Genomic DNA, 13,295 nt, shown 5'->3' with positions numbered 1-13,295 from the left:
GTGTAATCGGCAAGGTGATTACGTACAGTGCTTTCATGAATGCGTAATGCTTGAGAAATCATTGCCGGGGTCCAGCCTTCGGATGCAAGCAGTACTGCTTTGATGCGGTCACGAATACGCCCGTCACGCGTTTGAGCATGCTGGGTCTCTAGGACTTGTTTTTGTTCAGGAGTAAGGAGTAGTTTCATAATCGTTAGCTTGATCCTCATTTCACTGAAAATCAAGCATCTTCATTGATCACCGGTATAGATACCCCCTAAGAGGTATATTTTTAGCAGGGTTAAATCACTAAGTTTGACCATGGAGATGTCGTGATTTACAACAATAATGCAACACGGAGATGAGATGATGAAGAAGATGACAGGTAAGTCCTTTGCACTGAGTGCACTGGTTGCCGCCAGCTTCATGGCAGCGGGCGCAATGGCGAGTGATAAAACAGAGCCTCGCAACGAAGTTTATAAAGATAAATTTAAGAATCAATATAATAGCTGGCATGATACCGCAAAGAGTGAAGAACTTGTCGATGCGATTGGGCAGGATCCTAATATGGTGATCCTGTGGGCTGGCTATGCATTCGCAAAAGATTACAACGCTCCTCGCGGCCATATGTATGCCGTGACCGACGTGCGTAATACCCTACGTACTGGTGCGCCGAAAAATGCGGAAGATGGTCCATTGCCTATGGCATGTTGGAGCTGTAAGAGCCCTGATGTACCTCGCTTAATTGAAGAGCAAGGTGAAGATGGCTACTTCAAAGGTAAATGGGCTAAGGGTGGCCCTGAAGTCACTAACACCATTGGCTGTGGTGATTGTCATGAAAAAGGCTCACCAAAACTGCGGATCTCTCGTCCTTATGTAGACCGTGCAATGGATGCTATCGGTACGCCATTTGATAAAGCTTCGAAGAAAGACAAGCAATCTATGGTGTGCGGTCAGTGCCACGTTGAATACTATTTTGAGAAAAAAGAAGACAAAAAAGGTTTCGTCAAATTCCCTTGGGATATGGGCATAACTGTTGACCAGATGGAAGTTTACTACGACGGTATCGAGTTCTCCGATTGGACTCATGCGCTGTCTAAGACACCTATGTTAAAAGCGCAACATCCAGAGTATGAAACGTGGAAACTGGGTATTCATGGTAAAAATAATGTCAGTTGTGTTGACTGCCATATGCCAAAAGTGACTAGCCCTGAAGGTAAGAAATTTACCGATCATAAAGTGGGTAATCCATTTGACCGTTTCGAAGAAACCTGTGCAACTTGCCATAGCCAAACGAAAGAATTCTTAGTTGGCGTCACTAATGAGCGTAAAGCTAAAGTTAAAGAAATGAAACTGAAAGCGGAAGAGCAATTAGTCAAAGCGCACTTCGAAGCTGCTAAAGCGTGGGAATTGGGTGCAACTGAAGCTGAAATGAAGCCTATCTTGACCGATATCCGTCATGCTCAATGGCGCTGGGATTTAGCAATTGCCTCCCATGGTGTTGCTGCTCATGCTCCTGAAGAAGCCCTACGTGTTTTAGGTACTTCAGTGAATAAAGCGGCCGATGCCCGAGTTAAGTTAGCACAGTTATTAGCGAAAAAAGGCATCACAGATCCAATCGCTATTCCTGATATCTCTACCAAAGCTAAGGCACAAGCAGCATTAGGTATGGACATGGATAAAATGAATGCAGAGAAAGAAGCATTCAAGAAAGACATGTTACCTAAGTGGGATGAAGAAGCGAAAAAACGCGAAGCCACTTATAAGTAGGTTTTAATCAATCGCGGTTGAGTTTTCAATATGAGCTAACCCCTCATGTAAACAAAAGCCCTCGCTGACTCAGCGGGGGCTTTTTTATGGAAAAAAATATCGAGTAATGTCAGGCGTTGGTCATGCTGGCTGAAGAAATACCACGGGCTAAATCGCTATTTGATCAGTTTTAATAACGCCCTAAACCGCTCGCCTTGGGCTTGATGTTGTAATTCAAATAATAGCGATTCCACGTTAGTTAATAGGGCGCCTCTGGCCGTCATCATTTGGATCCCGAGTTGTTTATTCTCAGCACTGCGTGACGATACGCAATCGGCGACTAAATGCACCGAATATTGCTGCTCGATAAGGTCACAACAGGTTTGGTAAACGCACACATGGGTTTCAATACCCGACAGTATGACGTGTTTGCGATTCGTCTTAGTTAATGCCTTTGCAAACGCGTCACAGTGCCAGCCGCTAAAATGCTGCTTGGCAATGGGTGAGCTGGTTTTCGCAAGTAAGGTTTGCAGCTCAGGGCTAGTTGCTCCGAGTTTATCGGGTAGCTGTTCTAACCACAGTATTGGAATTTCAAATAATTGTGCGCCTTGGATTAAGGTTTGTAGTTGTTGATGCAGCTTGTCACTGTTATCCATGATTTGTGCAAGTTTTCCTTGCACATCGACGATAACGAGAACACATTCTTCTGGTTTTAACATCGGGCCTTCCTTCTGCGCTTGATGATTGTCTTAGTGATGATCTTCGCTTTTGTTTAAGAGCTTGTGTTGTGATGCTCAGATTTCATCTCGATTTACGCTTCCCCCAGTAGACCCTAATTTAACCTTGTTACCAATAGGCCTAAGGTCGAATAGCTGTCGCACTTAAACTGCTCACTAAAAGAGTGCATCGCACCAGTTAGTGCTCGATTATGGTGCATTTTTAACCTTAAAAAATAGTGTTAAACAATTTAAATCAATAATAATCAATGGATTAAATTGTTGGCCTAATGATTGAATTACCTTTGATACAAGTTAATAACAATCGCGTTTTTTTGGAGGTCAGGATGAAACTAGTCAGCGCTATCATCAAGCCGTTTAAGTTGGATGATGTCCGTGAAGCTATCGCCGGAATTGGTATTGAGGGCATGACGGTGACCGAAGTGAAAGGTTTTGGCCGTCAGAAAGGGCATACAGAGTTGTATCGCGGCGCCGAGTATCAGGTGGATTTTTTGCCAAAAGTAAAACTAGAAATTGCCACTAAGGCTGAAAATCTTGACATGTTGATTGAGGCCATTACCACTGCGGCCCATACGGGGAAAATTGGTGACGGTAAGATCTTCGTCGTTGATTTAGAACATGCTATCCGTATCCGTACGGGTGAACTTGATACTGAAGCGCTATAAGGGGCTGACAATGGAAGAATTAACGAAATTAGGCGGCACAGTCACTGAACTACGCTTTGCACTCGATACCTTTTACTTTTTGATTTCTGGCGCTTTAGTCATGTGGATGGCGGCGGGATTCGCTATGTTAGAAGCGGGTTTAGTTCGCTCTAAAAATACCACTGAAATTTTAACTAAGAACGTTGTGCTGTACGCGATTGCCTGTGTGATGTATCTGTTGGTTGGCTACAACATCATGTATGTGGATAACACAGAAGGTGGCTGGTTACCGTCAATTGGCACCTTAATTGGTTCGCAATCAGCAGATGCGAGCCATGCATTAGAATCTGACTTCTTCTTCCAAGTTGTATTTGTGGCAACGGCGATGTCAATTGTCTCTGGTGCTGTGGCGGAACGGATGAAGTTGTGGGCTTTCTTGTTCTTCTCTGTGGTGATGACAGCGGTTATCTATCCAGTAGAAGGTTATTGGACTTGGGGCCAAGGTTTTATCGCTAAACTGGGCTTTGTAGACTTTGCTGGTAGCGGTATTGTGCATATGACGGGGGCGACCGCGGCGATTGCTGGCGTGATATTGCTCGGTGCGCGTAAGGGTAAATACGGGCCTAATGGCCAAGTGAATCCTATTCCAGGCTCTAACTTGCCAATGGCAACCTTAGGTATGTTTATTCTGTGGATGGGCTGGTTTGGCTTTAACGGCGGATCGCAATTAATGGTGTCGGATGCGGCGAATGCAAGCTCAGTGGCGAAAGTGTTTGTGAATACCAATACTGCAGCGGCTTTTGGTGCTATCTCTGCGCTTATCGTGTGTAAGATGATTTGGGGTAAAGCGGATTTGACCATGATCCTTAACGGTATTTTGGCTGGATTAGTGGCGATTACGGCCGATCCTCTCTCGCCTTCATTGTTAATGGCGGGTGTGATTGGTTTAGTGGCGGGCGGCGTGGTGGTGTTCTCGATTGTGGGCTTAGATCGCATTAAGATCGACGATCCCGTCGGTGCGATTTCAGTACACGGTGTGGCTGGTTTCCTTGGTTTAATGTGTGTGCCATTATCCAATGCCAATGCAACTATTACCGGACAGTTGACGGGGGCAGCGATCATTTTCACTTGGGTATTCTGCTCATCATTTGCTGTCTGGTATGTGATTAAGATAACCATGGGGATCCGTGTGACTGAGGAAGAAGAATACAACGGTATGGATGCTTCTGACTGCGGTATTGATGCCTATCCTGAGTTTGTTACGGTCAAAAATGCGGGCTGATTAAACTTGCACACTAATGCGTGATTCACCTTGATGCTTAGCTTGGATCGAGGGATAGTGAAGCAGAGCCTAGGCTCTGCTTTTTTATGGGTAATCACTGTGATTGAAGTTTAAGTACAGGGTCATAAGCTTAATTACTGAGCAATTCTGTTTTCTTGCATAAATTAAGGAGTGTTCTATGAGCTTGAATATAAAAACAATAGGTCAATTTTCGCGACTAAGTCTTATCGTCATTTCTGGCTGGATATCGGTTTCTGCCTTTGCAGGAGAAGTGATCGTTAATCGCTCAAGTGAGCCTGTCGATGCCTTTGCCGTGCGTGATCAAGTGCTCAAGGATTTTGAATGGCAGGAGTCGCTTCGTCGCCAGCAGCAAATCCAAATTCTGCAGGCTTTACCCTCAGGTTGCGTTGCGGTCATGAAACCCTATCGACATTTTACCTGTGGAGAGCATAACTATCGGCCGTATCATTATCAGCAGCGTGAGTTATACATAGAAGTTGACCGACCTTCGCAATAGTTAATTCGTTAAATTATTTGCGATTATTTTCAATCGATCGCGATTATCATTTTTTGTAACCATTTTATGTCGTCTTTTTCGCCATTTGTAATAAGCTCAAATAGGAGCTAATGGTGTGGGAGGGCGTATGTCGAAACTATTCCGAGCCGTATACTTGAGTACGATCTTGAGCGTTGTATTCAGTCAATTGTTTGCTTGTAGCTCGACGACCATTGAGCCTAATTCGTCGGATCTTGAGTCGTTACTTGCCGATTCACTGTTTACCCCTGTGGCCGATATTCCTTCTGTTGCGGATATTTTTTATCTGCCACCCGAGGTCGTGACAGACGTAAAACGTCGCTATGGGATATACACTTTGTCACACAATAACAACATGTTAGCCAATGAATGGTTAGCTAGTTATATCAATGTGAGTCAAACCAATAGCGCTAACATTGATTTTCGATATCAAGATAATCTGACCCAAATTGCCCGTGAAACCTATGCCCAAAGGGCGGGTAATTGCATGTCTTTAGTGGTCATGACTTCTGCGTTAGCGGACATATTGAATGTGAGTGCTGAGTATCAAGATATTGCGATAGAACCGGTATGGGATAAGCAAGGTGATTTCTATTTAATCAATGGGCATGTGAATTTACGTTTATTTCCACCTGAAAACGCACATTCAGTTTATGTGTCATCTACCGCAGTTTTAGTGGACTTTATGCCAGAGCGAGCTCTACGGGGATACGGTAAAACCCAAGTGGATCGGCAGACCTTAATCAGCATGTTTTACAACAATATGGCGGCAGAGTCTTTGGTGAACGGTGATTTAGACAGGGCCTATGCCTTGATTAAAGTGGGTTTAAAAGTCGGCCAGTTTGTTCCTTCACTCAACACGCTCGCCATTATTTACCGGCATAAAGGTGATGAAAAGCGGGCCGAACAGGTTTATCGCTATGCACTCAAGTTTGATGCGAAAAATCTGACAACGCTTTATAACTTAGCCTTGATTTTAGGGGAGCAGGGGCGGCTTGATGAATGGGCCGAAATTAATAAAGTGCTTGAATTAGCGCGAATACGTAATCCCTATTATTACTATGACATGGGGCAGCAAGCCTATGATGAGCATCAATACGACGAGGCCTTGGCTTGGTATCAAAGGGCGTTGGCAAAAGCGGATTATCGTCATGAGTTCTTCTTCGGTTTATCTAAAACCTACTGGGCGCTGGGGGACGAAAAGCGTGCCAAACTGAATATGGATAAAGCCTTGGCTTTGAGCCGAGATGAGTTAGATCGTCAACGCTATCAGAGCAAGTTACAAGTCATGTTACAGCATTAGCATTTGCCCGCTTTTTTCTATGGAGAGCTGGTCATCAATTATGCTTATTACGGGTAAACATCTTTGCTTGCTAACATAGGGCACCTAAATACACTTGCAGCAAATATGTTTATTCCTTTTTATCCGCCATATTCGATTTTGTTCATCAAGGCTGTGAGTTAGCTGGCATATTTGAATTTTTATTTTTTTAAAATATATTAAAACAATAAGTTATATTTGATTTTTTGAAATGGAGACAACTTGGTTGCATTGGCGCCTGAGACTCGATAAATTGAACCCAGTATTGCAGTTGAGATCCCTTATCGCAGCGATAGAAATAGCCTAAAACACCAGCGTTGGAGCAGTAAAATTATGTATTACCAAAATGATGACGTTCGCATTAAAGAAGTAAAAGAGTTACTTCCACCTATCGCGATTCTTGAACGATTTCCTGCTTCCGAAAAAGCCTCTGCGACTGTGTTTAATGCGCGTAATAGTATCCATAATATTCTGGCTAAGTCTGATGATCGTCTCTTAGTGGTGATTGGCCCTTGTTCTATCCACGATCCCAAAGCTGCGTTGGAATATGGACAGCGTTTGGTCTCACTGCGTGAACGTTATAAAGATCAACTCGAAATTGTGATGCGAGTGTATTTTGAAAAACCAAGAACCACAGTGGGTTGGAAGGGGCTGATTAACGATCCTTACATGGATAACAGCTTTAAACTCAATGATGGTTTACGCACCGCCCGTAAATTATTAGTGGATTTGAACGACAGCGGTATGCCAACCGCGGGTGAGTTTCTTGACATGATCACCCCACAATATATGGCTGATTTAATGTGCTGGGGAGCCATTGGCGCCCGTACGACAGAATCTCAAGTACACAGAGAGTTAGCCTCGGGTCTTTCTTGTCCGGTCGGCTTTAAAAATGGTACAGATGGCACGATTAAAGTTGCTATTGATGCGATAGGTGCTGCCAATGCACCACACCATTTTTTATCTGTGACTAAGTTGGGCCATTCGGCGATCGTTTCGACTAAGGGCAATCCTGATTGCCACATTATTTTACGGGGTGGCCGCGAGCCTAATTATAGCGCGCCGCATGTCACTGAGATTAGCCAGCAATTGTTAAAAGCAAAGCTTGCCGACAACATCATGATCGACTTTAGCCATGCGAATAGTAGTAAAGAGTATCAACGTCAGTTAGTGGTTGCTGAAGATGTCGCTGGTCAAGTGGCGGCGGGAAATACTGCTATTTTTGGTGTTATGGTAGAAAGCCATTTAGTGGAAGGTCGTCAAGATCTTATTGAAGGTCAAGAGTTATGCTATGGGCAGAGTATTACCGATGCGTGTATTGGTTGGGATGATACCGAGCGTCTGTTAGCCATTTTGAACCAAAGCATTATCGAACGCCGTCAGGTTTAATTGTCTGCTCGAGCGAACATAAGCCGCAACTATACCTGAGTTAGCCGTTAACGATTGCGGGTTAAGTAAAAACAAAGGCGCTATCCCGGCGCCTTTGTTTTATCTATTTATTGCTTATTTCAACAATGTATTCATTTGCTTTGGCTAAGCTACCAAAGGCGGCAATAAGGTTGTTTCTACCTTTATCTTGTATCTCTGGATTGCCTGATTCGATCATCATCCACACCCAAGTTTGGATCAGTGGTAATGGCGGGTATTGAACTTTAGCAGAATCCAACATAAAGCTTCCTTTGATCTTAATTTAATTTGTTTGTCTTAATGTTCTCGCTAGAACTTGGGCGTATGAATCGCAAAATCTAGCGCGTAGAGGTTAACAAATTCTATTGATTTGTATAACCGCCTCCATGGCATTTTGGGCAAAACGGCAAAAATAATCAACAGCAGCAACTCTGTGCCAAGCCTTCTTCCATTGCACTCTTATCCTCCTACATACGGCTCTGAGGTTAAGTAAAACGGTACATGCCTGAACACAAATCAGTATAAATTCATTTATTGTGAATACGCCAGTGTAATGCGTAAGTATGATGTTTTGACTTTAAATGCAATCAAAATAGCAGCTGAGTATGTCGTGAATAAGTCTATTTGTCTGTCAGGAAAATCTGATTGATTTTATTCAGACTTTGCTAGTTTCGCTTAGCTTATGTTCGGTGTGAACTGTTACAATTGGCATAACTCATTCAAGGTTATGTCTTATGCGCCCAACGTTATATTTTGAAGGTCCAGTCGATAAATTAAACTGGCACGTCATGAAACTGCTTTGGCCTTACTTATTGGAATACAAAGGCCGTATTGCGCTGGCGATGTCATGCCTCATCATCGCTAAGCTGACCAGCGTGGCTCTACCTTTTATTCTGAAGCATTTGGTCGACACCTTAGATGCCGATAAAACCGCGCAAGCCCTCAGTGTGCCCGTAGGATTAGTGTTGGCCTATGGTGCGGTACGTTTACTAACGGCGATTACGGGGGAGATCCGCGATACCTTGTTTGGCCGCGTAACCGAGCGGGCGATCCGCCGTTTAGGCTTAGCAGTATTCGACCATTTACACCGACTGGACCTCGATTTTCATCTAGAGCGCAAAACCGGCGGCCTATCCCGTGATATTGAACGCGGCACCAGCGGCGTGAGTTTCCTCATGCGTTTTATGGTGTTCAACATAGTGCCGACCTTGCTCGAAATTGTCATGGTGATTGGCATTTTCTTTTATAACTACGGCATTGCGTTTGCTGCAATCACTTTTGTTGCTGTGCTGGCTTATATTATTTTTTCTGTGGTCGCGACCGAATGGCGTACTGAGTATGTTCGTGATGCGGCCAAGGCTGACTCGTTATCGAATACCCGCGCCATCGACAGCTTGCTGAACTATGAAACGGTAAAGTATTTTAATAATGAAAAGTATGAGTCGCAGCGCTATGACCAAGCGCTTGAACAGTGGGAGATAGCTAAGCGTAAGAATCGTTTATCTTTGTTTGCGCTCAATGGTGGACAAGCTGTGATTATCGCTTTGGCGATGACGGCTATGATGGCGCTGGCGGCTTACCGAGTTACCTATGGCGATATGACCTTAGGTGATTTTGTGTTGATTAATGCGTTTATGATGCAGCTCTTTTTACCCCTTAACTTCTTAGGTTTTGTATATCGCGAAATTCGCGGCGCGTTAGCCAATATTGAGCGCATGTTTAGCTTGCTCGATAAACATCCTATGATAGTCGACTTACCCCAAGCACTCGATTTTCAACCCACTAAGGGTGAGTTGATATTTGAAAATGTTAATTTTAGCTACGATGAGCGGCAAATTCTGCGGGACGTGAGTTTTAAGGTTGAAGCTGGTAAAAAGGTGGCTGTTGTAGGTGATAGTGGTGCAGGTAAATCGACCCTGATTAAACTGCTATTTCGATTTTACGATGTGGACCAAGGTGCGATTAAAATCGATGGACAAGATATCCGCCATCTCACGCAAGATGCGCTGCGGCGTGCCATTGCCATAGTGCCGCAGGATACTGTGCTGTTTAACGATTCATTAGTCGAAAACATACGTTATGGTCGCCCAAGCGCGACGGATGAAGAGGTGCGTAACGCGATAAAACTGGCGCACTTAGAGCAATTTATTGCATCACTTGCCCTTGGTTGGGACACAAAGGTGGGTGAGCGCGGCTTAAAACTCTCTGGCGGAGAAAAACAGCGGGTCGCGATAGCAAGGGCCATTTTGAAGGGCTCGCCAGTGCTGGTGTTTGATGAGGCGACATCTTCACTTGATAGTCGCTCCGAGCAAGCTATTTTGTCGGCACTGCGGGAAGTCGCTAAGGGGCACACTAGCCTAGTGGTGGCTCATAGGCTATCGACGATAGTTGATGCCGATCAAATAGTCGTATTAAGCCAAGGAGAAATAGTTGAGCAAGGTAACCATCAGACTTTGCTGTTGGCAAATGGTCTCTATGCCAAATTATGGCGGATACAAAATGAGCAACAACATACTCCTCTGAGCAGTTAATAGCGTAATACAGTTCAGTCTTTATTCAGCTTCGGCTCTCTATACTCAATGTCAACACATCAATCGGAAGAGATCTGGCATGGAAAATATTACACTGAGAGCTAATATTGAAGGCAAAGAAGAAAAAGTCGCCACTGATTGGTATGCCATCATGGCGACATTGAAAAAACGTGGTGTTGATTATGATTCATTGCAACGTATTCATGCTGAATTGAATGCGGGCCTGTTGGTTACCACTCGGCGACTTACCTTGGCTAAAGTCAATCCAGAAATGGTGCTGGCAGGTGTCATCCGCGATATGAACGCGCCGACAAGTGACTTTATGGGTATGCGTTAGGTGTGTTCGCTAGTGCTTTAGTACAGTTTAGGTGAGAACGTCCGAGAATAGAGGTGAGCCTCTTTTCTTGATGCTCTAGAGAGACTCCAGAGATAAAATATGGCTGAATTAAGCTACGCCGTTCAGCTTCCCCGCTTTCCAACCTTCACATAAAAGATTCAATTTAGGTACTGACTCATCTATCAAAGTGAGTCGAATGATCTGCCCTTCGCGAAAACACACCAGTTCACCTTCGATCTCGGTCAGGCGATTACAGCTCTTACAGCTAGTGCTTACAGTTTTACTGGCGGGCAGTTGGCTTACGAAGCTAGATTTCAAAGTGTTTCCTTAAGTTCAATTGTGGGTAAGACATTTGAATAATGTCTCACGTCACGGATCTTACCTCTTTTGTGATACGCATTCAAATATACCTTATGTAAACCCTATATAGACGAAAGTTGTATTCGCCATTAACCGCGAGGGTTCGCGGCTACTTATCCATATGTGCATAGTATTTATCGAGTGAAATGGATAAACCGCTATCGAGCACAATTCGGACATGTGAAGGTTTGAGTTGTCTTGGTTCTGTCACTCCGCAAGAGTGCGCAATTAAGGCTAAGTCATGGTGTAAATTATGATTATAGTTAGCAACACGAGCCGATTTATCCCTAGGATCGAGTCCTTGTTGTAGCTTGGGATTGTGCGTTGTGATGCCCGTTGGGCAGGTATCTCTATTGCACTGTAAGGCTTGAATACAACCGAGGGCGAACATATTGCCACGGGCCGATGCGATGAAGTCGGCACCTAATGCCAAAGCCCAAGCGACTCTTGATGGCACAATAAGTTTACCCGAAGCGATGACTTTGATGCGTTTACGCAAGCCTCGTTGGATCAAGACATTAACTAGGATAGGTAAGCTTTCCTTCAGTGGTAATCCGACATAATCCATTAAAGGTTGTGGTGCAGCGCCTGTGCCGCCATCGGCACTGTCTAAGGTAAAGAAGTCGGGGGCAGAGTCTTCGCCACGACGTTCGATTTCATCACATAAATCTTCGAGCCACTGTACGTCACCGAGTACGGCCTTAATGCCCGTTGGTTTACCGGTAACTTCACGTACTCGTTCAACCATATCCAAAATATCGTTCACGGATTTGAATTCAATATGACCATTAGGGCTAATAGAGTCATAACCCTGAGGAATACCGCGGATATGGGCAATTTCAGCTGTGACTTTGATCCCTGGTAAAATGCCGCCTTTGCCCGGTTTAGCTCCTTGACTCATTTTAATTTCAAACATTTTGACTTCGGGATGAATGGCTATCGACTTGAGCTTTTCATCGTCTAAATGTCCGTGCTCATTACGTACACCGTATTTGGCCGTTCCAATTTGAAAGACGATATCGCAGCCACCTTTTAGATGATAAGGGCTCAAGCCGCCTTCACCTGTGTTAAGCCAGCAACCCGCCTGCGCTGCACCGTGGGAAAGGGCGGTAATTGCTGGGCGCGATAGAGCCCCAAAGCTCATGGCTGAAATATGACAAATGGCTTGAGTCGTATAGGGTTGGCGGCAATTGGTGCCAATTGTCAGTGGATGAATGGGCGTGATCTCTTCATCTTGGGTTGGGAAGGCGGTATTCATGAACATAATGGTACCAGCATTATCTAAGGGGCGAGTCGAACCAAAGGCGATAGTTCTATCAACATTTTTAGCCGCGCGGTAAACCCAACTGCGTTCTGCACGGTTGAATGGCAGTTCTTCTCTGTCTTGGGCGAAAAAGTATTGTCTAAAGAACTCGCCTTGTTTCTCGAACAGATACCGAAAGCGACCAATTACAGGATAGTTATGTCTTACCGCTTGTTTGGTCTGCATTTTATCTGCGATATACATGTAAATAACCGCGAGTACTGCGAGTCCTATTACAATTAAAAACAGCCCTGAAAATAGATCGAGTCCCCACATAAACCAATTGAGTTCACTCATGTTATTTATCCTTATTCTTGTCCGTAACGGGTGGCGATCAAGCTCGCAGGTTGGTCATCATTAAGAGAGAGTAAAAACAGCTGGCTATAGTCATCTTCACTGATCGCTTGGATCTCAGGTCCACCAAGGGCTTTAATGATCAATGGGACAGTGTTTGAATGCCCAACGATGAGTGTATTGCCCTTTACAGCATGCACTTGTTCAACAATATGTTGGATATGTCCTTCGATAGGTTTGGCAGCTTCTACTATCGTCACAGGTAAATGGCGAGCCTCGGCGATGGGCGCGAGTGTTTGCTGGGTTCTTAGGTATTGAGTCGCAATAAGTTGCGACAGCGGCGTGCGGCTCAAGGCAGTGATCAGTGATGCTGCGCGTATTTCTCCCTTGGGTGATAACTGCGGGTTATTGGCTGGCGTGTCGGCTTTTTCCGCATGTCTGACTAAAATAATTAGTCTGCTTTCAGCATGAGCTTGGCTAATGGGAGTAAAGCCGAGGCAAGTGAATATGACGAGGATTGTTAGCAGGCTAAAGCGTTTCATATTGATGACCACATTATGCTTAAAATAGTGCTTAAGGATTAGTGTAAACCCGTGAAAGCGGAAATGACTCAAACTGCGGCCTGCTGCCATGGTGTAACATCCTTTTCTATTGGCTTATGTCTAAGCTCAGCGATAGTAATGATCTGCATTGCGGTGGGTTGGCGCTTTATGCACCTTATTAAAGAATGAACCCACTTAATTTATGTGGGCCTTATCATGGCCTTGTGGTCAGATGGTACTTCAATTCTAAAAATTACTAAAGCTGGTTAAATTT

The 13,295-nt window shown here is 44.5% G+C and carries 14 protein-coding genes; 8 read left to right on the top strand and 6 right to left on the bottom strand.

Features of this window, described 5'->3' with window-relative positions; genetic code table 11:
- Positions 1–188 (bottom strand): helix-turn-helix domain-containing protein (locus tag L5M37_RS08700; RefSeq protein ID WP_263179487.1); only part of this gene is annotated, 188 nt, incomplete at its 3' end.
- A 157-nt stretch (positions 189–345) separates the two neighbouring features.
- Between L5M37_RS08700 and nrfA the strand changes: the two genes are divergently transcribed.
- Positions 346–1,749 carry an ammonia-forming nitrite reductase cytochrome c552 subunit gene (nrfA, locus tag L5M37_RS08695; protein ID WP_113939112.1) on the top strand — a complete coding sequence of 468 codons (1,404 nt, stop codon included), beginning with the start codon at positions 346–348 and terminating at the stop codon, positions 1,747–1,749.
- 155 nt (positions 1,750–1,904) lie between these two features.
- Here nrfA and L5M37_RS08690 read toward each other — a convergent pair whose 3' ends face one another.
- On the bottom strand, positions 1,905–2,447 hold the full coding sequence (locus tag L5M37_RS08690) for a hydrolase (protein ID WP_263200133.1): 543 nt from the start codon (positions 2,445–2,447) through the stop codon (positions 1,905–1,907).
- A gap of 344 nt (positions 2,448–2,791) precedes the next feature.
- Between L5M37_RS08690 and L5M37_RS08685 the strand changes: the two genes are divergently transcribed.
- From L5M37_RS08685 to aroG, 5 genes are all read left to right on the top strand, one after another.
- On the top strand, positions 2,792–3,130 hold the full coding sequence (locus L5M37_RS08685; RefSeq protein WP_028761800.1) for a P-II family nitrogen regulator: 339 nt from the start codon (positions 2,792–2,794) through the stop codon (positions 3,128–3,130).
- Positions 3,131–3,140: 10 nt separating this feature from the next.
- The gene (locus L5M37_RS08680; RefSeq protein WP_028761801.1) at positions 3,141–4,391 is read left to right on the top strand and encodes an ammonium transporter; all 1,251 of its coding nucleotides are present in this window, start codon (positions 3,141–3,143) and stop codon (positions 4,389–4,391) included.
- A gap of 178 nt (positions 4,392–4,569) precedes the next feature.
- On the top strand, positions 4,570–4,908 hold the full coding sequence (locus L5M37_RS08675) for a hypothetical protein (protein WP_263200131.1): 339 nt from the start codon (positions 4,570–4,572) through the stop codon (positions 4,906–4,908).
- A gap of 127 nt (positions 4,909–5,035) precedes the next feature.
- Positions 5,036–6,229, top strand: coding sequence for a tetratricopeptide repeat protein (locus tag L5M37_RS08670; protein WP_263200129.1), 1,194 nt, complete (start codon positions 5,036–5,038; stop codon positions 6,227–6,229).
- Between the two features lie 351 nt (positions 6,230–6,580).
- Complete coding sequence (gene aroG / locus L5M37_RS08665) at positions 6,581–7,636, top strand: 3-deoxy-7-phosphoheptulonate synthase AroG (RefSeq protein WP_131525191.1); 1,056 nt, start codon at positions 6,581–6,583, stop codon at positions 7,634–7,636.
- A gap of 103 nt (positions 7,637–7,739) precedes the next feature.
- On the opposite strand, the gene L5M37_RS08660 is transcribed toward aroG, so the two are convergent.
- The gene (locus L5M37_RS08660) at positions 7,740–7,916 is read right to left on the bottom strand and encodes a hypothetical protein (RefSeq protein WP_105250227.1); all 177 of its coding nucleotides are present in this window, start codon (positions 7,914–7,916) and stop codon (positions 7,740–7,742) included.
- A gap of 472 nt (positions 7,917–8,388) precedes the next feature.
- Between L5M37_RS08660 and L5M37_RS08655 the strand changes: the two genes are divergently transcribed.
- Positions 8,389–10,185 carry an ABCB family ABC transporter ATP-binding protein/permease gene (locus L5M37_RS08655; protein ID WP_113939107.1) on the top strand — a complete coding sequence of 599 codons (1,797 nt, stop codon included), beginning with the start codon at positions 8,389–8,391 and terminating at the stop codon, positions 10,183–10,185.
- A 79-nt stretch (positions 10,186–10,264) separates the two neighbouring features.
- Complete coding sequence (locus tag L5M37_RS08650; protein WP_105250225.1) at positions 10,265–10,522, top strand: hypothetical protein; 258 nt, start codon at positions 10,265–10,267, stop codon at positions 10,520–10,522.
- Positions 10,523–10,630: 108 nt separating this feature from the next.
- Here L5M37_RS08650 and L5M37_RS08645 read toward each other — a convergent pair whose 3' ends face one another.
- The 3 genes from L5M37_RS08645 to L5M37_RS08635 all read right to left on the bottom strand — a co-directional run bounded on the left by L5M37_RS08645 (position 10,631) and on the right by L5M37_RS08635 (position 13,111).
- Positions 10,631–10,840 (bottom strand): hypothetical protein, encoded by a 210-nt coding sequence (locus tag L5M37_RS08645; RefSeq protein ID WP_105250224.1) that lies wholly within the window; start codon positions 10,838–10,840, stop codon positions 10,631–10,633.
- 151 nt (positions 10,841–10,991) lie between these two features.
- The gene (locus tag L5M37_RS08640; RefSeq protein WP_105250223.1) at positions 10,992–12,482 is read right to left on the bottom strand and encodes an FMN-binding glutamate synthase family protein; all 1,491 of its coding nucleotides are present in this window, start codon (positions 12,480–12,482) and stop codon (positions 10,992–10,994) included.
- Between the two features lie 11 nt (positions 12,483–12,493).
- Positions 12,494–13,111 (bottom strand): SixA phosphatase family protein, encoded by a 618-nt coding sequence (locus L5M37_RS08635; protein WP_263200128.1) that lies wholly within the window; start codon positions 13,109–13,111, stop codon positions 12,494–12,496.
- Between the last annotated feature and the right edge of the window lie 184 nt (positions 13,112–13,295).

Origin of the sequence: Shewanella sp. SM69 (assembly GCF_025653985.1) — a bacterium.
Taxonomy (GTDB): Bacteria; Pseudomonadota; Gammaproteobacteria; order Enterobacterales; family Shewanellaceae; genus Shewanella; species Shewanella oncorhynchi.
This window is presented reverse-complemented; position numbering and strand designations above follow the sequence as displayed.

Bases quoted from the DNA above. Each gene is read 5' to 3' on its own strand.
- nrfA (WP_113939112.1), top strand. From the start codon at position 346: ATGATGAAGAAGATGACAGGTAAGTCCTTTGCACTGAGTGCACTGGTT.
- L5M37_RS08690 (WP_263200133.1), bottom strand. From the start codon at position 2,447: ATGTTAAAACCAGAAGAATGTGTTCTCGTTATCGTCGATGTGCAAGGA.
- L5M37_RS08685 (WP_028761800.1), top strand. From the start codon at position 2,792: ATGAAACTAGTCAGCGCTATCATCAAGCCGTTTAAGTTGGATGATGTC.
- L5M37_RS08680 (WP_028761801.1), top strand. From the start codon at position 3,141: ATGGAAGAATTAACGAAATTAGGCGGCACAGTCACTGAACTACGCTTT.
- L5M37_RS08675 (WP_263200131.1), top strand. From the start codon at position 4,570: ATGAGCTTGAATATAAAAACAATAGGTCAATTTTCGCGACTAAGTCTT.
- L5M37_RS08670 (WP_263200129.1), top strand. From the start codon at position 5,036: ATGTCGAAACTATTCCGAGCCGTATACTTGAGTACGATCTTGAGCGTT.
- aroG (WP_131525191.1), top strand. From the start codon at position 6,581: ATGTATTACCAAAATGATGACGTTCGCATTAAAGAAGTAAAAGAGTTA.
- L5M37_RS08660 (WP_105250227.1), bottom strand. From the start codon at position 7,916: ATGTTGGATTCTGCTAAAGTTCAATACCCGCCATTACCACTGATCCAA.
- L5M37_RS08655 (WP_113939107.1), top strand. From the start codon at position 8,389: ATGCGCCCAACGTTATATTTTGAAGGTCCAGTCGATAAATTAAACTGG.
- L5M37_RS08650 (WP_105250225.1), top strand. From the start codon at position 10,265: ATGGAAAATATTACACTGAGAGCTAATATTGAAGGCAAAGAAGAAAAA.
- L5M37_RS08640 (WP_105250223.1), bottom strand. From the start codon at position 12,482: ATGAGTGAACTCAATTGGTTTATGTGGGGACTCGATCTATTTTCAGGG.
- L5M37_RS08635 (WP_263200128.1), bottom strand. From the start codon at position 13,111: ATGGCAGCAGGCCGCAGTTTGAGTCATTTCCGCTTTCACGGGTTTACA.